This is a genomic window from Pelotomaculum isophthalicicum JI, from assembly GCF_029478095.1.
Classification (GTDB): Bacteria; Bacillota; Desulfotomaculia; order Desulfotomaculales; family Pelotomaculaceae; genus Pelotomaculum_D; species Pelotomaculum_D isophthalicicum.
Map to the genome: position 1 here is coordinate 70,784 of NZ_JAKOAV010000015.1, position 18,236 is coordinate 89,019.

General features: G+C 43.6%; 16 protein-coding genes and 1 pseudogene. 8 read left to right on the forward strand and 9 right to left on the reverse strand.

The window, feature by feature from the left end; translation table 11 throughout:
- Positions 1–966 (forward strand): cobalt ECF transporter T component CbiQ, encoded by a 966-nt coding sequence (gene cbiQ / locus L7E55_RS09315; protein WP_277443881.1) that lies wholly within the window; start codon positions 1–3, stop codon positions 964–966.
- Entirely contained in the window at positions 956–1,759 is an 804-nt protein-coding gene (locus L7E55_RS09320) for an energy-coupling factor ABC transporter ATP-binding protein (RefSeq protein WP_277443882.1), read from the forward strand. Before cbiQ ends, L7E55_RS09320 begins: the two co-directional genes overlap by 11 nt.
- A 307-nt stretch (positions 1,760–2,066) precedes the next feature.
- Here L7E55_RS09320 and L7E55_RS09325 read toward each other — a convergent pair whose 3' ends face one another.
- The 3 genes from L7E55_RS09325 to L7E55_RS09335 form a co-directional block, all read right to left on the reverse strand.
- Positions 2,067–2,750, reverse strand: a complete 684-nt coding sequence (locus L7E55_RS09325) for a hypothetical protein (protein WP_277443884.1) — start codon at positions 2,748–2,750, stop codon at positions 2,067–2,069.
- Positions 2,740–3,489 carry a type II TA system antitoxin MqsA family protein gene (locus tag L7E55_RS09330; protein WP_277443885.1) on the reverse strand — a complete coding sequence of 250 codons (750 nt, stop codon included), beginning with the start codon at positions 3,487–3,489 and terminating at the stop codon, positions 2,740–2,742. The genes L7E55_RS09325 and L7E55_RS09330 overlap by 11 nt, the downstream gene beginning before the upstream one ends.
- A 276-nt stretch (positions 3,490–3,765) precedes the next feature.
- A complete protein-coding gene (locus tag L7E55_RS09335; RefSeq protein WP_277443886.1) occupies positions 3,766–4,224 on the reverse strand; it encodes a right-handed parallel beta-helix repeat-containing protein in 459 nt (152 codons plus the stop codon).
- Positions 4,225–4,461: 237 nt separating this feature from the next.
- On the opposite strand from L7E55_RS09335, the gene L7E55_RS09340 reads away from it, so the two are divergent.
- Genes L7E55_RS09340 through L7E55_RS09355 form a run of 4 tightly spaced genes read left to right on the forward strand, consistent with a single transcriptional unit; the run spans position 4,462 to position 7,581 of the window.
- Positions 4,462–6,822, forward strand: coding sequence for a dynamin family protein (locus L7E55_RS09340; RefSeq protein ID WP_277443887.1), 2,361 nt, complete (start codon positions 4,462–4,464; stop codon positions 6,820–6,822).
- 2 nt (positions 6,823–6,824) lie between these two features.
- Positions 6,825–7,022 (forward strand): hypothetical protein, encoded by a 198-nt coding sequence (locus L7E55_RS09345; RefSeq protein WP_277443888.1) that lies wholly within the window; start codon positions 6,825–6,827, stop codon positions 7,020–7,022.
- Between the two features lie 12 nt (positions 7,023–7,034).
- A complete protein-coding gene (locus L7E55_RS09350) occupies positions 7,035–7,337 on the forward strand; it encodes a hypothetical protein (RefSeq protein ID WP_277443889.1) in 303 nt (100 codons plus the stop codon).
- A complete protein-coding gene (locus L7E55_RS09355; RefSeq protein ID WP_277443890.1) occupies positions 7,324–7,581 on the forward strand; it encodes a hypothetical protein in 258 nt (85 codons plus the stop codon). The genes L7E55_RS09350 and L7E55_RS09355 overlap by 14 nt, the downstream gene beginning before the upstream one ends.
- Here L7E55_RS09355 and L7E55_RS09360 read toward each other — a convergent pair whose 3' ends face one another.
- Both L7E55_RS09360 and L7E55_RS09365 read right to left on the reverse strand, forming a co-directional pair.
- The gene (locus tag L7E55_RS09360; RefSeq protein ID WP_277443891.1) at positions 7,582–7,887 is read right to left on the reverse strand and encodes a hypothetical protein; all 306 of its coding nucleotides are present in this window, start codon (positions 7,885–7,887) and stop codon (positions 7,582–7,584) included. It abuts the gene before it with no gap.
- A gap of 19 nt (positions 7,888–7,906) precedes the next feature.
- Positions 7,907–9,505, reverse strand: a complete 1,599-nt coding sequence (locus L7E55_RS09365) for an S-layer homology domain-containing protein (RefSeq protein ID WP_277443892.1) — start codon at positions 9,503–9,505, stop codon at positions 7,907–7,909.
- A gap of 251 nt (positions 9,506–9,756) precedes the next feature.
- Here L7E55_RS09365 and L7E55_RS09370 point away from each other — a divergent pair, with 251 nt between their 5' ends.
- Both L7E55_RS09370 and L7E55_RS09375 read left to right on the forward strand, forming a co-directional pair.
- The gene (locus L7E55_RS09370; protein WP_277443893.1) at positions 9,757–10,782 is read left to right on the forward strand and encodes a glucosidase family protein; all 1,026 of its coding nucleotides are present in this window, start codon (positions 9,757–9,759) and stop codon (positions 10,780–10,782) included.
- A 141-nt stretch (positions 10,783–10,923) separates the two neighbouring features.
- Positions 10,924–12,927 (forward strand): glycoside hydrolase family 15 protein, encoded by a 2,004-nt coding sequence (locus L7E55_RS09375; protein ID WP_277443895.1) that lies wholly within the window; start codon positions 10,924–10,926, stop codon positions 12,925–12,927.
- Between the two features lie 118 nt (positions 12,928–13,045).
- Here L7E55_RS09375 and pdaA read toward each other — a convergent pair whose 3' ends face one another.
- The 4 genes and pseudogenes from pdaA to L7E55_RS09395 form a co-directional block, all read right to left on the reverse strand.
- A complete protein-coding gene (pdaA, locus tag L7E55_RS09380; protein WP_277443896.1) occupies positions 13,046–14,023 on the reverse strand; it encodes a delta-lactam-biosynthetic de-N-acetylase in 978 nt (325 codons plus the stop codon).
- Between the two features lie 619 nt (positions 14,024–14,642).
- A pseudogene (tnpA, locus tag L7E55_RS09385) lies at positions 14,643–15,059 on the reverse strand (IS200/IS605 family transposase); the annotation flags it as partial.
- Between the two features lie 207 nt (positions 15,060–15,266).
- Positions 15,267–15,968: a metal-dependent hydrolase gene (locus tag L7E55_RS09390; protein WP_277443897.1), complete on the reverse strand. Its 702-nt coding sequence runs from the start codon at positions 15,966–15,968 to the stop codon at positions 15,267–15,269.
- A 424-nt stretch (positions 15,969–16,392) separates the two neighbouring features.
- Positions 16,393–18,159 (reverse strand): peptidoglycan-binding domain-containing protein, encoded by a 1,767-nt coding sequence (locus L7E55_RS09395; protein WP_277443898.1) that lies wholly within the window; start codon positions 18,157–18,159, stop codon positions 16,393–16,395.
- Positions 18,160–18,236 lie beyond the last annotated feature (77 nt).

The window sequence follows — 18,236 nt, forward strand, 5'->3', positions numbered from 1 at the left end:
ATGGAAAAAACAACAATACCGGGATGGCTCCTGGAAAAACAGGAGCCTTTTAACGGCGATTCCGGCGGCTGCGCCTGCCTTCGCGGCAAGCCAGGCCGCCGTGGCTTTGTGGAAAAAACAATTGAATCAATAGCCCAAGTTCTGCGGGACGAATTTTTTGCCGGACAGATAGCCGGGAACCATGGATTGCTTCAGAGTATTGATCCCCGGGTAAAGGCGCTGACCACATTATTGCTGATAATAGCAGCCAGTTTGATTCGTCATCCGTTAACACTAATCGTAATGAACTTGTGGGTTCTATTGCTGGCCAAGGTGTCCCGCGTTCCGGTAAAAATATTTTTCAAACGGGTTTGGCTGGTAGTGCCTCTTTTTACCGGTATTATCGTATTGCCTTCTATTTTTAACATTGTCTCTCCCGGTGATCCACTGCTGACATTATTTAAATCCAACCACCAAATTCACATTGGTTCCTGGACCTTGCCCAACACCCTGACCATTACCCGTCAGGGCGTACATGGCGCTCTGGCGCTCATTCTACGCGTAGGCGCCTCTGTCTCTCTGGCCTTGATACTCACGCTGACCACCCGGTGGAATATTCTTTTAAAAGCTCTCAATATGATTTTTGTGCCACAAATCTTCATATCTGTGCTGGAGATGACTTACCGCTACATATACTTGCTGCTCCAAACCGCCGGCGAGATTTTTGTGGCCAGGCAAAGCCGCACTGTCGGTCGCGCTTCCACGAAGGAGCAAAGGCGTTTTATCGGCGGCGCAATGGGCACTCTATGGGGTAAAGCTTACAATGTCAGCGAAGAAGTGCACGCGGCAATGGTTTCACGCGGGTATACCGGCAAGCCAAAGACGCTTGTCGCCTTTAAGACAAGAGCAATGGACTGGTTGTGGGCAGCCTTTATAGTTTTGGTAAGCCTGTTCTTCCTCGGAGGTGACCGGATCGTTGCCAGATGAGATATTTTTTCATTTAGATAACGTCAGCTACAATTATCCGGGCGGTGAGGAAGCGCTGTCCGGCGTCAGCATGTCTGTGAAACAAGCGGACAAGGTAGTGCTATTAGGCGCCAACGGGTGCGGCAAGTCAACTCTTCTGAAAGTGCTAGACGGTCTTCTGTTCCCCCAACAGGGTGTAATACATTCTTTTGGAGAAGCGTTGAATGAGGAAAACTTAAGTAGGGAAGAGTTTTCCTTTGCCTTTAGACGGCGGGTCGGGTTTGTTTTTCAAAACTCCGAAGCGCAATTGTTTAATCCCAGTGTCTGGGAAGAAATTGCTTTCGGCCCGGTACAGATGGGATTAGATAACTCAGAGGTAGTTAAGAGAGTGGACCATGTAGTCACCATGCTGGGCTTGGAGCATATAAAGGACCGGCCGCCCTTCAAATTAAGCGGCGGGGAAAAGAAAAAGGTAGCCATTGCCTCGGTGCTGTCCATCAATCCTGAAGTTATTCTTTTGGATGAGCCCACCGGTGGGCTTGATCCTAGAACCCAAACATGGCTTATTAATCTGATAAAGCAGCTGAACAGGGCGGGGAAAACGTTGATTACCGCCACGCATAACCTGGATATTGTCGAAGAAATCGCTGACAGAGTGATGGTTTTTAGTGAAGATCACCGATTAGTAGCCTCCGGCACACCGGACGAAATATTAAGCAACCGGGAATTATTGCTCAAAGTGAACCTGGTGGACGAAAAATTTCACCAGCATGTGCATGGAGGCGGCCATCGTCATTATCATGCTCATAGCTAGGGAATGGCGGCGGTAATAACCTGTTGTTCCACACTTTTCTATTTCTTGATAAAGGATTAATACGGGGCCATTGGGCAGAATTTCACCGGTCCAGTTACCGATTTCGTCATAAGACATTATTACGGAGTAAACGGAATCCGACAACGATACGACAGGTTCAAGCTGTTATTAATGTAATTTACCTCCAGACCCCCAGGGTAAATTTATTCCTAAAAATGAGTCAGGGAACCGTCTCCTGACTCATTCCCCTGACTCACCGTAAAAAATTAAACTCTGGAATATTTAATTTCCAGAGTTTATTGTAATATTAATCATCATATGTGCAAGACAAATTCGAAAGTTTTGTGAGTAATAGGTTTATTTTTGTAAGTAAATAGGCTTGCTGCATTTCGTTTAGATATTTGTTAATTTTTTCAATAATAACATCGCTAAGTTCTTTTGAAATTTCAAATTCATTTAATAGTTTTTCCTCAATCATAGACAAACTTAATTCACGATTGCAAACAAAAGATATAATACTATTAATAAACCTTAAAACATTACCAGCCTTTTCATGATTCTCGAAGCCTCCTTTTTCCTTATAAACATTAAATGGAATACTCTTGTAATTTTCATATAATATAATATTATTAATCACAAATTCCATAACAACATCTAGTTGCTCTGAGGACATAGTATTAACAGTTTTTGAGTCTATATATGGTCCTGCAATCGGTTTGCAATAATCGTACAGATAGTTAGCAGGTATTTTTTCAAAGCCATATTTCAGTAGTTTTTCAATAATTAAATCCTTGTCGTCCATTTCGTAAATAATTATTTGTGTAATTTCGTTTACTAACTCTTCAAACAAATTTTGCTCATCTTTGTTTAATTCATAAAAAATGTCAATATTATCATCAATATAATTTAATATTTCTTTTTGTTTTGCATGTTCTAGTTCATTGAACCATTCAGCAAGAGTACTTAAATCTTTCTTTTCATCATCTACCAATTTTGAACCCTCCCTTTCTTTCAAATGAAGGTGATTCTAATATAGCTTCCCAAGAACTATTTGCCTCATGGGATAATTCATACTTAGCTAATACATGAGTTATTTGTGGGTTGGTAATTTCAGATTTAATAGATGACTTACTTAACTTTCTTTCGATATTATCAATGCTTTTACTTAATCCTAATATCATTAACTCAAGACGTTTAATTGCATTTGTTTCAATTGTGTCTTTACCTTTATTGGTTAAATCTTGTATATCATATTTATTCTCTTGCTCTTTGACTTTTGATTCTATTTGTGAAAATTCATTATCTGATAATTTATCTCTGTTCTGCTTAGCAATGGTTAAGAAATTCTTGGGCTGTTTTGATAATAGTATTATACTATTGTGTATAGAATCTTGAAGTGCTCCTAATTCATATCTATTAATTGTAGATTCAGCAAACCCTAACGCTCTAGCGAAAGCTCTTTGTGATAACCCATAATATTCACGTATAATTTTTATATCTTCAGGCATTAAAAGGCCTTTATCCTTTTTGTATTGAGTTAATGCTAAGTCAAAATGCTTTTCCTCAATAACTAAGTCACTTAGCTGAGACCCGCAAACTGAACAATGGGGAATTTCAACATTTTTTAGAGTTATTGTTTCACCTTTTATTTCATGTACAACGTCAATTTGTTTCAAAACATATTCAACAATTTCATCACACTGAGAGCAAAATAATTGTTTATTTTCCATATTCATCCTCCATAACTATATTTATTAAATATATCTATAAGTAATCATAATGATTCATAAATTCATAGGTGCTATAATGAAAATTTCAAGATATAATTTTGGATACATAAACCCTCCCCCCCCGCCTCCACCAAAATATTGAAAATAAAGCTTTCCTGAGTCGTTGATTTTACTGTATTTTCAGTGTTCAATTGGCTCAAGGTAAAAATCAAGGTAAAAATTAAAGTCTCCGAACGCTCAAAAAATTTACGGTTAAGGAGTGTTCTTTTATTATGGTCAAAAGAAGATTAAAGATTTTTGAACGGCAGGAAAAGTAAGCGTCAAAAAGAATACACCTTTGAGATAGAACAAAGACATGCGAGAATAACCGTGGACAGTGTTACCCGATATTGTGGGCGAGCCGTTGTTCACATAAATTCCTGTCGAGTCGAAGTTGTTCACCTGGTTGTTAGTGACGCTAGCAGACCCCTTGATCTCAATACCCCTGCTCTGCTCCACTATGCAGTGGTCAATGTTTAAAAATCCACCGAAACTATAGACAATTGGATAGCTATTTCCACCAAACCGCACTCTGCAGTAACTCAAGTTGAGAGTACCACCTGAATATGACTCCAGGCAGTACCAGTTGCCCTTGGCTGGGACTGTGGCTGAACCGTCGCCGTTGGTATCTCCGCCGTAAGCGTCATCCTTGTATGAAGTGAACCCCGGGGCATCGATGGTTCCTTTGATTACCATCTTTGCGTTTGTATTAAATTTAATTACCGTGCCGGGATCAATGGTTAGCCGGACACCCGGCTAAACCGTGGTCGTTGTTTGCACCACGTAGGTATAGACATTTTTTCAAACTGTATCTGTTGCGATTGAGATCGAGGCGATTATTGTTTTACCTGGAAAGCTATTACTTTAAAAAGTCATAAAGTTTGTCTCCGTCAAATATAAATTATAAGAATATTACTGGCGGGGGACTGCCTAATGAACGAGTTGAACCGTTTTATCGCCAAGTCGGAAGAATTATATGACCTTGCCGGGCAAAATTTAAAGCCTGCCATAGCCGTCATCGGTTCTTATAACTCGGGGAAATCAACTTTGCTGAACAGCTTGCTCGGGGAAGAAATAAGTCCGGTTGGCGCCGTGCCCACCACAAGCCGCCTGCTCTACTTTGATTACGCAGACTCTTTTTCAGCAAGGTACACCGGGGTCAGGGACAAATGTGTCTTTGCCAATCGCAACGCGCTCGCTTCTTTTTTATCAAGCCGTCAGCCCCAAGGCGGCCGGGTGAATATTGAGCTCCCCGCTCCTATTCTTAAAAAATGCCGCCTGATAGACACACCCGGGATAGATTCTTTCTCCCATGAATCAATCCGCATGGCGGAACAAGCCGCTAACGAGTCGGTAAAAATAATTTACCTCTTTCACCAGCGTGGTATCGAAAATTTTAACCGTCTGTTTCTTAATAAATTCGCGTCTACTTGGAAAAATAAAAACCTCAATGATATATCTTTCTGGCTTAACTGCAATCTGGGTAATTGTGACGGCACCTCTCTCGAAGCAACAATGGCGGTATTGAGAAAAATTTTTTTAAGCCAGGTAAGGCTAAACGCGATAAACATTTTAAACCATGAGAACATTCAAGACTTGCGCCTATTTCTGGAGGTGGAACTGGCCAGGTACTATTTTGACAACCTGGCAAAAAATCTTAAGAAGGTAGACAACGAGATACCCGCAAAACTAAAAAAAATCACTAGCATTGCCGACGAGTCACTCTTCCTGTCCGAATTCTGGACTGTGCTGGAAACCGCGGAAAAGCTCTTCTCCGCCTATCGCACATTGAACTCCATACCACTCATTGTCAGCGAAACGGAAGGGCTGTTATGCTCGATAAACTCGTCCAACTTGAATAAGACGGACAATAAGGCAGGCGGACATCTTTACCGGCCGCACGCCGGAGGTTTTAAAGAAGGCAAGGAACTAATTCTGGAACTATTAAATTCTTTAATACGCGAAAAAAAGTTGGACGGTTGGCTGGAGCGCCCTAAATTAAGCAAGATGGCCGCGAAAATTAAAGCAGAACGTTTCACAGTAGTGGCTGCGGGAGGTTTTTCCACCGGCAAGTCCACTTTTTTCAACGCGTTGATGAAGGAAGAAATATTACCTACCGGAAATGGGCCGACAACTTCATCAATCACCCGCATTTCACACGGCAGAGAAAAAACAGCCACAGTGCGGCTCCCGCTCCAAGTAACCCTGCAAATACATGAAAATATTGGAAAACAAAGCCATCTCTGCGCTGATAAACTGGACATACTGGAGAATTATATAAAGAATAATGAGTCTGGTCTGGCTTACCTGGAAGCTTGCACGGAAGATCGCTTCAGACAAGTAGATTACCAAGAAATTACGACGTTAATCAACCAAGCCAGGGAATTTTACGCCGCGGGCGCTTTTGCCCGGTCTGCGGGGAAATTGCCATTGCCCGCTGTTTATAAACCGGTTCCGGCAAAAGGCATCTCCCGCAAAAAGCTACTTCAAAAAGTTCGCTTGACTTTCCATAATGCTGGAGAGCCTGAATTCGATCTGGCAAATCCGGCTCACTTAAATAAATTCAAGGAAATTACCGGACCGGACAATGCTTTCCGGATCTCCGGGATAGATATCCGCCACCCTTCTAAATACCTTGAGCTGACCGATTTTGTGGACACACCAGGGCTTGATTCAATTCAAAAGGATTATTTCGATGAAATAACTGATAACATCCGGCAATGCGACGCTTACCTTGTTTTTTTAAACGCCCGGCATATTTTGAACGACATGGATAAAGAAAATTTTGAAACTGTATTTTTACCGCAAATACGCGCGAGCTTTAAACAACGGGACATGCTGGAAAAAGAATTTGCAAAAATTTACTTCGTAATTAATTTTGCCGACACCCTAACACCGTTCCAACAAGAAGCGGTAACCAATTTTGTCCGGAAAAGCCTGAGTGCCCCTATTCAAAGCTCCCTGGCCATACCAGACCCAAAAATATTCCTGATTTCCGCCCTGCGGGGTCTCGCCGGCAAAGACCGCGGCATGGAAGTTTTACTTAAGAATCTGGAAGAAGGAATCATGCGCTTCCGCGGCAGAAATTTTTACAGAAATATTTTAGACGAACTTTATTCGATGCTTAATGGCATTTCCCAAAAGATTAATATTGAGTTGCCCACTTTAATTCAGATTGGCCACAGGTCCGGCGCAAAGAAACAAAAGCTCTGTCAGGCACTGGAGGTACTGCTGAAGTACCGCAGGGAGATAAAGAATATCAGAAATACTATTTATAGCCTCGGGAGGTTGTAAAAATGGAAAATGCCAGGTTACTGGACGAGCGGTTGCGCAAGATTATCAATGAAGTAAGCGGGCATACCGGTGGGGAAATCAAAAAAAATTTGCTCCGCGAATTTGAGGTTGGTGTCAAAGCGGCAATAGAGAACCATAGCCAGAAGGAAACTTTAAGAATACTGGCGCTGTTAAAAAACGCCATTAATAAATTTGAATAAGGAGGAATAACTATGGATTTTAAAATTGAGGGGTTGAAGGGTGACAAAAATGGTGACGAGCTAATCGGGCAAATGTTATCAGACATCTTTACAGGCCTAAAAACTAAAATGGTTCAGCCGGTGCTGGATGAAAACCACAAAATTTCCGGCCAACTGAAGGAATTAATGACACAGGAGCAGTCGGAAATAAGCGAGCTAAAGGAAAAAATCGCGGAGTTAGACGCCCGGATCCAGCAAGTACCCTTAATCATTCTGTCATCTTTCAGGGATGCTATAAACTTGGCAGGCAGGGATACTCAAGATGGAAGAGAATAGCGTGCAAGCTGAACTGATCGATTCACTGGCGTCTACTATACAGAACAAAATAATTCTTCCCGCCGAGGAGAACACCTCTTTTTTACATTGCGCGATTGACCAGGTAAATGAAAGGATTTCTATCCTGGAAGAAACATCTTCGGCGCTGACTGCCGCCCTTAACAGAACAAAACTGGCAGTTTCGATATCTTTATTGGGAATAGCCGTATTAGCCGTTATTCAAGTCATTATTTTTTTTAGATAATCACTCTTCCTTGGGTTTTTGGCTTTTCCTCATGATAGAATATACAAAAAACGTAGCCCCGGAAATAATCAGCACTTTAACAATGAAACCAATCGTTTCGTTTCTGAAACCGACTTTTTCTTTTCCCAGCTCTACCTGCGGGTCCATTTTTATATCAAAAAAGCTGCCTTTGTCAACTTGATACGCTAATTTTTCAAGCTTGACCATCTTCTCTTCGTGCCTGGTTATATTGGTCATATAGCTTACCACTTGGATAATGAGAAAAGCCAGGGCAAATAATATCAATAAGAAACGGGAATGATTCATGTTCTATCTCCTTTTCTTTTTATCTTAGACCTTCTTGGATCTTTTCCCGGGCGGCTTCACAAGCCCGGGCGTAGAAAGCGCTCTCGAATGTTGACCACGGGTATTTTCTTCCACTCGTAATGTATGATGACCTGCAGCATTGAAGAAAGACAATCGCGCGCGGCAGGTCATCCATTACTGTCGCCGCATAACCAAGGATGGACCATGGTAATGGGTCTCCTACCGACAATTCCGGCCAACCGGGCAATTCGCTGTTTAATTTCTGGTAGGCCAACCTGGCCTGCTCACTAGCGGGTGGAATTACGCCAAAGGTTACCGGGTATATCTGTGCGAATAAACCCGGATAAGACTGGTTTCGGGCGGGTAAATACCTGTTGTTGTCCCGGTCCACCGCCCAGGCGAAACAAGCGGCGTTTTCATCCCAAAACTGTTCCAGCACACTGTTTTTTATTATTTCCGCCTTATACCCGTAAATGTTGCTTAGTTCGTTGTAGCCGAGTTCGGCCAGCAAGCGCGCCCAGTCCCTCAAACCCCGGTAACACTCACAGTTATCCATCAGATACTTGACTTTTAGATCCGGTTTTGCCCAGACTAGCCCATCAGAGTCCTGGAGAGTGATGATCAACTCCGCCACAGTGGAAAGCTCGCGGTAATGCTCACTTATAAAACTAAGATCACCGGAGTTCTCCTGGTAATCCGCCGCCAGGGTAAGCAATGTCGCCGCGTAACTGTCGGCTGAGTCGTAATCGTTACTATTGACGAGCACTCCGCCATCCAGGCGGTAATCGTAAATTGTCCCGTTCAGACCCCAACGGTCAGGATTATTGAGCCGGGAAAAGCTCCATTCCAAACTCTTTTTTACCTGGCTATAACGTTGCGAGTCACCGCAGAGCGACAGTCCGGTGAGGTTAGAAAAATACGGAATTACATCCGGCCTGCCGCCCGCCAGCGGGAAATACCCTTCGGGACCTTGGTTCGAAACAATCCATTCCCGCTCTCTGTCCGCTTCAGCGGCCAGGAGCCGGTCTTTCAAACGCAGGATCACTCCACAGGCCTCGGCTCTGGTAGAATTGCCGTCTTCACCGAAAGTACCGTCCGGATAGCCGTAAAGTGTCCCTGAACTAAGCATCTGTGCCGGCCAATTAACAGAGTGACCGTCTCTTTCCGGCATCTGTTCAGGATTATTAGCCCACGCCAGCAGCCGGCCGGCCATGGCAGCCATTTCCGCCCTGGTGATAGCCCGGTCCGGCTCAAAATAACGCTCCGCACCCGCTTTGATAATACCGGCGGCGGCAGCCGCCTCAACAAAAGGGTAGGCCCAATGCTTCCGCTCAATATCCTTGAAGGTCGGTTCAAGGTTGTCTTTTACCCGGGCCACCCCGCCGGCAACAACAATTAACTTAACAAACTCCGCTCTGGTAACCGGCTGATCCGGCCCAAAAAGCTCTTCCGGGTAACCACCGGCAATCCCTAGGGTTAACGCCATTTCAACAGCCTTTTCCGCCCAGTGGTTGCTAATGTCACTTACCGTGGGTGCGGCTGACGCCGGAGACAGACATGTGGTTGACAAAACAACAAGAGAGGCAACGATCAGAAAAATACTTTTTTTCTTCCGCAATACTTGTCCTCCGACTGAATATAAACTATATCAGTTATTGGTACTCAGAATTCAGAATATTTCGGGACGATAAATCATTTTCTTATTCTGGCTACTGACTCCTGACTTCTGACTCCTGTTCTATTTATTACTTTACAAAGTCATGATATTTCTATTCAGCAATAATTTGAAAATCCCTTTCAAAGCGCTAAAAAAAGCAGCGATACTAATTTCGGGAGATAGACGACGGCAATAGCGAAAGGAGCACTCCTATGGAATATATCTTAAATCATTTAAACGCCCAGTTCAACTGGCTGAAAAGCTGCCAGATTCTGAACCCGGGCAGCGACGCCGACGGCGCGATCAAAAAGTATCCGGATCAAGGTTGGATCATGCCGTATTTTTCTAACTTCGCAGCTATGGCCATGTTGGAAGACCCCACATCTCACCCTCTCGTTGAACGTTATCTGAACTGGTATTTGCGCCATCTTGAAAAAAACGGAACCATGCTTGACTACCATTACGACGATAATTTCAACGGCAAAACTGCCGGTCCGGACTCGGAAGATTCATACGCCGGGACTTATCTTTCCCTTGTCTGCGCTTATCATTTCAGAACCGGGCAAACCGGATGGGTCAGGGAAAATCTCCCTTCATTGAAAAAAGTAGCCTCGGTAATTATTAATCTGATGGACCGGGACGGACTCACCTTTGCCTTGGCCGGCTACCGGGTAAAATATCTGATGGACAACTGTGAAGCCTACAGGGGGCTAAAGGATTTCGCCGATCTAATGTATTATTTGGGTGATCAGGACGCCGGGATTTATCAGAGCAAAGCTAAAGCCATAGCCTCAGGAATTGAAAGAGCGCTCTGGAACTCGTCCAGTCGTTGCTACTATGCCAGCAAGACCGGTTTATTCAAGAACAGAGTAAATTTAAAAAAATTTTACCCCGACGCTGCCTGCCAGGTCTTCCCGGTGCTTTTCGGACTGCTCAAGCCGGACTCGGAGCGTGCCGCGCATTTGCATAAGGTCTTCAACAACAGCCAGCCGGATTGGGTTAATATCAAGCCCCCGGACTTCCCCTGGATGCTCCTCGGCTACTACGCCTGCCTGCACGGTGATCACGAGCGGGCGCTTGAGAAAATCCGGCAGGGCGTTGAATCCTATATTGAACCCAAATCGGGGTGCTGGTATTGCGGTGAGTCAGCTTTCTTTGTCTTGACCTGCACAAAGCTAATTCAGCTTAAAGGAGCCGGCTTCCAAGCACAGACCATCTTCTGGCCGGGCCCTTTATAATAATAAGTTCCATCAACAGACATAATATAAAAACAGAAGCCAGAATTCAGAATATTTCAAGACATAACCATTCTTTTATTCGACTCCTGACTACTGAGTATTGACTACTGACTCCTTTCTTTTGAGCGTTACAATATTTAAATGGCGGTGAAAAAAATATCCAGTGTTAAGACCCAGCCGGAAATGCCGGAAGCAATCATAGGAAACTCCAAAATGCTGGCCTCTCTAAGAGAAAATGGGGAGGTATTCAGACTTTTCTGGCCGCATATTGACTACGGTCAACACCTGGGACACTTTTGGCCGGGGATTAAATTATTTTTACCGGAAGGACAAAGTTTTACCAAATGGTTTCACTTAAATATATGGAAGTCAAGTCAACGTTACCTGGAAAACACTAATATATTAGAAACCGAAATGTACAGCCGGACGCATTATCTTAAAGCTGTCCAGCAGGACTTTGTTCTCCCCGACAAGGACATTCTGGTGCGGCATTATACTCTGACAAACCATGGGGACAGAAAAGAAAAACTAACATTTCTGGTCTATTGCGCTTTCGAACTTGAAGAATCGAATCATTACGATGGCGCTTACCTTGACTTTTTCAATGATTCTCTCATCTTCTTCCGGAGAAATGTTTACCTGGCCGTCGCCGGGTCCGGTTACCCCCTGGCCGGTTATCAGTGCGGCAGACGTTGCACACATACCGACCCGTTTCAGAATGCTTCCAGAGGGACGCTGCAAGGAGGCAGCGACAACATCAGGCAAAGCGCCGGTAGTCTGGACTGGGATATGGACGAACTATTGCCGGGCGCGTCAAAAAATTTTACATTATACCTGGCCGCGGGCGCCGACAGGGACGAAGTAACAACATTGCTCGCCGGGGTTACCTCGCAAGATGGTCTTGAACTGCTAGAGCAAACGAAACAATACTGGCATGGCTGGCTCGGTAAAGGAACTAAGACGGCAAGTGAAAACGCGGGCGGGGAGACGGCCTATCGCAGATCTCTTCTGGCAATGAAGCTGATGTCTGACAAGGAAACCGGCGCTTCAATCGCCGCGCCGGAATTTGATCCATTTTATTTGATGTGCGGCGGATACGGCTACTGCTGGCCGCGTGATTCCGTATTCATCGCGGCAGCTTTCGACGAAGCCGGTTATCATGATGTCGCGGCTCATTTCTACAGATTTGCCTGCGCAGTCCAAGAAAAAGAAGGAGATTGGCAGCAGAGATATTTTACGGATGGCTTGTTTGCCCCTACCTGGGGAAAGCAAATAGACCAGGTCGGCTCTGTATTGTGGGGTTACGGACACCACTACAGTCTTTCCAGGGATAATCATTTTCTGGAACAAACCTGGCCCTCCCTGGCGGCAGGCGCCAACTACCTTACGGACAATTTGGAGGCAAACGGCCTGCCGTCACCTAGTTTCGATCCCTGGGAGGACGAACACAGCCAGAGCACTTATTCCGCTGCGGCAGTTTACGGAGGTCTAACGGCGGCACGTAAAATTGCTTTAATTAAAGGAGAGCAAGAAACGGCGCAACGGTGGCATATGGCTGCGGAAAAAGTAAAAGAAGGGATATTAAGGCATCAGTGGTCGGATAGGCTGAAAAGCTTTTCGCGCGGTGTCAATAGAAGGGTTAGCAAAGATACTTACGACCACGCGGCTTATGAAGGTAAAATAAACTTCACGAAAACCGATCCGGCGGGTCTTTATCAGACATACTGGGTTGGAGAAGATGAACGAGTGGATGCGGCCTTATTGGGTCTGGCTTTTCCATTCGGTGTTCTGGACGCAAAAGATGAAAAAATGCAGGCCACGGTCAGGGCTATTGAAGAAAGGCTATGGAATCGCGATGTCGGAGGTCTGCACCGTTATGAAGGTGACAGTTACAGGGGTGGCAACCCTTGGTTAATCACCACCTTATGGCTCGCTATTTATTACTGTATGTGCGGAAACCGCCAGCGGGCTGAAACATTGTACCGCTGGTGCCTCGAACAGGCAAACCGTCATATGCTTCTTCCCGAACAGGCCGACAAAAACCGTGGCGGACCAGCCTGGGTGCTGCCCCTGAACTGGTCGCACGCTATGCTGATACTCGCCTGGCTCGCCCTGGACGATAGATTGAGTATAATAGGCAAATAGAAGAAGCAAATGGATAGCAAATAGCTCTAAACTCTTAAAAAGGCGTGACGCTAATTCTTAGTATGCGTCACGCCCTTCCGCGTTCGATTTGTCTAAAAGCTCATTTTTACCTTCGCAATTATTGTTTAACCAGATCATCCAGTGTTTTAAATGTATAACCTTGGGCTTTCGTATCTTTTAATATACGGTCCATCACTTCGGTATCGTCTTTTGAGACAGCATGCAACAGGATTATAGCGCCATTGTGCAGGTTGTCCATTACTGACTGGTAAGCCTCCTCAGGACCGCCGGGCAGCGGCACCCAGTCTGCCAGCGCCAGACTCCAGAAAATATTATGATAACCTAGTTCTTTGGTCACGGCCAGCGTGCGCTCACTGTACTCACCTTGAGGCGGACGCAAGTATTTCATTCCTTTTTTGCCGGTTATTTTTTCATATTCCTGCTCAACAGTTTGAAGTTCTTTAATAATCTGCTCATCAGATATATCGGGCAAGCTGGGATGGGTGTCCGTGTGGTTGCAAACAAGATGCCCTTCGTTCACCATGCGTTTTACCAGTTCGGGCTGGTCCTCGAGATAATGCCCGGTAACAAAAAACGCGGCCTTGACGTTATTGGCTTTGAGCGCATCTAAAATTTTGGCGGTGTAACCGTTTTCATAACCGTTGTCAAAGGTCAGGTAAACTACTTTTTCCGCCGGGCCGCCAATCCAATACGCGCCGTACCGGCTAAGCCTGTTACTGATGGACACGGGCATTTCCGGCTGAAGGTGCTTATTGTTCCGCATCAGGCCCCAACCATACTTGTTGTTGGGCAACTGACTGTTTGTGGTGGCCAGCGGTTCGGAAGACGATATGTGCGTTTGCAACGGACTTGTATTTGCTTCATTAACGCCGGGTACCGCTGTTTGGGTTTCGGTTTTACTTTCAGGCAAAGCCGGTTCGGCCTGGATCTCAGACGGGGTTATCTCAGTAGCGCCGATATGCTGTTTTGTGAAAACACCTTCCTTCAATGCACAACCAAATAGTCCAAATAAAAATAAACCCAAAATAACCACGAGAATTCTTTTATTTTTATAATCCTTTGCCAATAGTTTCATTGCCTACCCTCCGAGTATACTGAGATATTACTATGATTAACGGTTTATAGTATTATTATCCGTCCTTATAGCAGCTTCTTCTTTGTATAAATTCGACATAAATTGACAGTATCCTTCGGATTAGGCTTTCCATCCCGAAAAGAAAAATCATCTACTAAAAAGGTAAAAAAGTAAAAACGAGAGAGCTTAATAGATACAAGTTCTCTCGTTTTTATAATACCCAATTCAGTTACCGGGCAGCTATGTTAAATGCTAACAACTGGCATTTTGAAAAGTATGATGCGCTTTAGTAAAGCCTGCCTGCATTGGTCGTTGTGTGCAAATGCTTACGTAGCCGATAATAAATAAATGTCGGTCACGCTGCTGGCGGTAATGCATGCCGTGATCTTATTTTCGATTTATGATCAGTAAATTTGACATGAGGTTAATAAAAGCAAACAATAGACAGTTTCAATAAATAATATTTCACGTCTAAAACCAGTTTATTTTTTAGTTCTTCCATTAAGTTTGTTTTTGTGTGCAGCATACCTGCTGTATCAATAACTCAACCACAACCTGCTGAAGCAGGTTGGTTGGTAATAGCCGCTAAAGCAGCATAAAAATCTCCTAGTGTAAAATTATCTGCCTTTTGGTTTTCTTCTATATCCTGGTTCTTTATGTACTCCATAATTACTTCATCAGTGATATTTCCACTACTTGCTGCAAAATATCCTCTCGCCCACAAGTGTTGTCCCCAGAATTGTTTGTTTAGTTCCTTGTATTCCATCAGCAATTTCCTTGAGCTATACCTTTTTACATATTGCACCAGCTTACTTACTGATAGATGCGGTGGTACTGATACCAATAAGTGCACATAATCTTTTGATATGTGCCCTGTCAATATCTCAACCTCGTTGTTTTTAGCTACGAGTCTTATGAGATCCCTTGCCCTCTCTGCTATTTTTCCACCCAATACAAGTTTTCGATATTTTGTTATCCAGACTAAGTGAACCTTGATATCATACGTTACATGTGATGTTTTTCTATAGTTTTGCATACTCTCACCTCTAGCTTAAGTATTCCTTTTGCTAGAAGTGATGATTCTACTCCGAGTTGACCTAAAGGTGTCGGCTGGAAGCCGAGGGATTTAACCCCATTATACAGACATTAAAACGTCGTTCCTGCGCACTTCTGTAGAAAAGGGAAGCAAGGAGAACGTCCCCTTGCTTCCCGGCTTGAACGTTCATTTAGTAATAGGAATTTATTAAATTTGAACTTCCTGCCCCGGCTTAATTGCTTCAACTTTAACTTCAGGTGCCTTTTTCGAGGATAAATCAATAAATTCCCCCGCGTCTTGGGTCAGAACGGGAAACGTCTGGTAGTGAATAGGGATAGTAACTTTAGGTTTAATCAAGGAAAGACTAATTGCCGCCTGGAGTGGATTCATGGTAAAAACACTCCCAATCGGTACAAGGGCGAGGTCGATATTGTATATTTCGCCAAAAAGCCTCATACTATCGAAAATACCGGTGTCTCCGGTGTGGTATATGGTTTTACCGTCTTCCAGTATAATGATGTATCCCGCAGGGCTTCCGGCAGTGCAGGAGTGAAAGGCCTGGGTCATGATTACTTTGATTCCCGCTATTTCCGCTTGGGCGCCGATATTCATTCCCATGCCATAATGTATAATGTTATCGGAGCTAACTCCGGCTTTCCGGAGTGTTTCCACTAATTCGGGCTGTATTATCAATGTGGCGCCGGTAGCCTTTACCAAATCCGGCACATCGGTCCCAAGATGATCAAAATGATCGTGGGTGATTAATACAAGATTGGCCTGCTTGATATCCTCTTTCTTAATTGGACAGCTTGGGTTTCCAGTAATATAGGGGTCAATTAAGATAACGACTCCTTTTTCCGTGGTGATATGAAAGGCGCTGTGTCCCAGCCACCTTACGCTGTGGGCCATTTTTTTCCTCCTTTTAAGAATGAATATTTATGCCTATGAAGCATTATAACAGCCAGCGCATTCATTCAGCTTGAAGTGTCATACTCCCGATGAATGCTAACGTCTGTTGCAAAACCATAATGGCACAAAATTTATCATTTACTGGTTTAATAATTGATGAAATCAGCCGTTTATCGAAGCGAGGCAAAGACCCTTTATCTGGAGTGGCAGACTGTGCTAGCCTGGCTGGCATAGGGATACGGTTTAGGCAGGCCGATCCGCTATCCCTTAGAAATACAACCTGCAGAGGGCTCCAGGTCAAGGGCGGCACATTTAGGCTCCAACATTGGCTAATTATTTTGTGAAACTACATGATACTAAAAGCATATTAATAGTAGGTCTCCAATTTTGAGCTCTTTGTCAACAGGTCCTCTATTTTACAGACTCACCACCCACCTGCTTCAATTCCTGTTCCAGTTGGCAAAACCGGTGGTAATGAACCTTTTACTGTAACATCTTTACCTGGTATGTTTTCACTAGTAAAAGATTTTCCACGTCCATTATCAATACCAAAAACTAGTTTGTAGGTATAAGTGTCCTGATACTGGGGTTTAAGATATTGGCCGTAATATGCCTCAGATCCTTTTTTTGCATTTATCCAATCTTTTATCGGCTTAATATCTCCGTAAATGTCTTCCAGCATATCAGTTATATCGTTCTGCGTATATATGATATTCCAGAATCTTTCCATTTGTTTCGCATCAAGGGGTTTTAATTTTCCAAGTGCTTTTCCATAGCTTGACGCTCCTGATGTGAAGTCTCCGGTAAATTGTCCAATAAGAGAATTAAACCAATCTGCCCAACCGTATTCTTCAAAAGCTCCACTTAGCTCCCCTTCACATAATATGGAAGCGGTTGCATAGGATGCCTTCATGTTTATATTGATGTATTTTTGAGCTTTCACATAATCTGAAATGCAACGATGTAGTTTAGGCTTAGAGTTGATTTGTTGGTTCATTTCAATCAGCTCCGGGAATATAGCCTTTTCTTCTTTGATTACGCTACAAAAAATAGCAGTTATCAAATCCTTCGGGAGGTTTAGCGCAGCCTCTTTCGCAATATCCCCAGGTATGCTCTCCACGATACTAGCAGCACCAACTTGGCCCCCGGGGATAAGAGAATATGCGAGAAAAGCTACTAGTTTACCTTCCGCCTTAGCAGAGAGTTCTGCAACAGTTTTAGCTACTTTTGCTTTGGCAAAAAGGGAATCGAGTTTTTCTATTCCTCTTTGTTCCTCCACCACAACATCATAATGTGCATTGTTCGATAAATGTTGATATACATCGTATATAGCATTAGCATTTTGAATTACTTGAATTTTGTTAAGAACATCTGGATCTTTTACAAAATCTCTTGTTTGTTTATCAATAAAGTAATAGGAATTCGATCGGAACCAATCCAAATCGTCTATTTTAGTTAGTTTCAACTCAGTGTTTAAATAATTGTTGGGTATCTTAATTATGGAATAATCATGACCATTGATATTTGTATCATACCAAACATATGCTTTTCCTGCTTTGATTAAAGATTGCAGAGTGGAAATATTTGGATTCATTCCATATCCTTGATCCTTGGCAAACCTAAGATATTTCATATAAGGATCTGCTGTTCTATTTAAATTGCCTTTTGCATCAAGAAAGCCCATTGCACCCCAGGTCTTTTCGCTGACATTTCCATCTGCTTCTATAAGATCTTTTGGATGTGATTTATTATATTGTTCCTGCCAAACACCTACTGCCAATTGAGTACCATAACCATATTTCCCATAAGAGTCTTGCCCATAGGGATCTTGTGCTCCATTCCATAGATAAGCTTGAATGACAGCCACATCATCACCCGTTGAACCATATTTTAGAACCGGAATATTTGAGTTTGGTTTCACAACAAAATAGTCTTCTTTATCAGTCTCCCCGGCTGTATTTTCTGCCCATACCCTGTATTTTCTTTGATATGTGCTGGGTTGGCCGGATGTACTTATCGTTTTTGTTAATGCGTAAGTTCCCTCATTACTGCTGCTAGAGCTTTTTAATTGCATGGCAAAATTATTCTTGCAAGTGTCTTTGCTTAGCCAGTCGCCTTCTCCATCGTCAAACTGGATGTAGTGTTGCCGCTCAGTTTCCCTATCGGGAAATGAATAGTTTTTTCTTGCCAAAGGGGGCGGTAATCTGAGACAATAATTGACGTGTGCAGCCGGAGGTTGCGCCGACAATCATTATGTCAGGAGCAGCG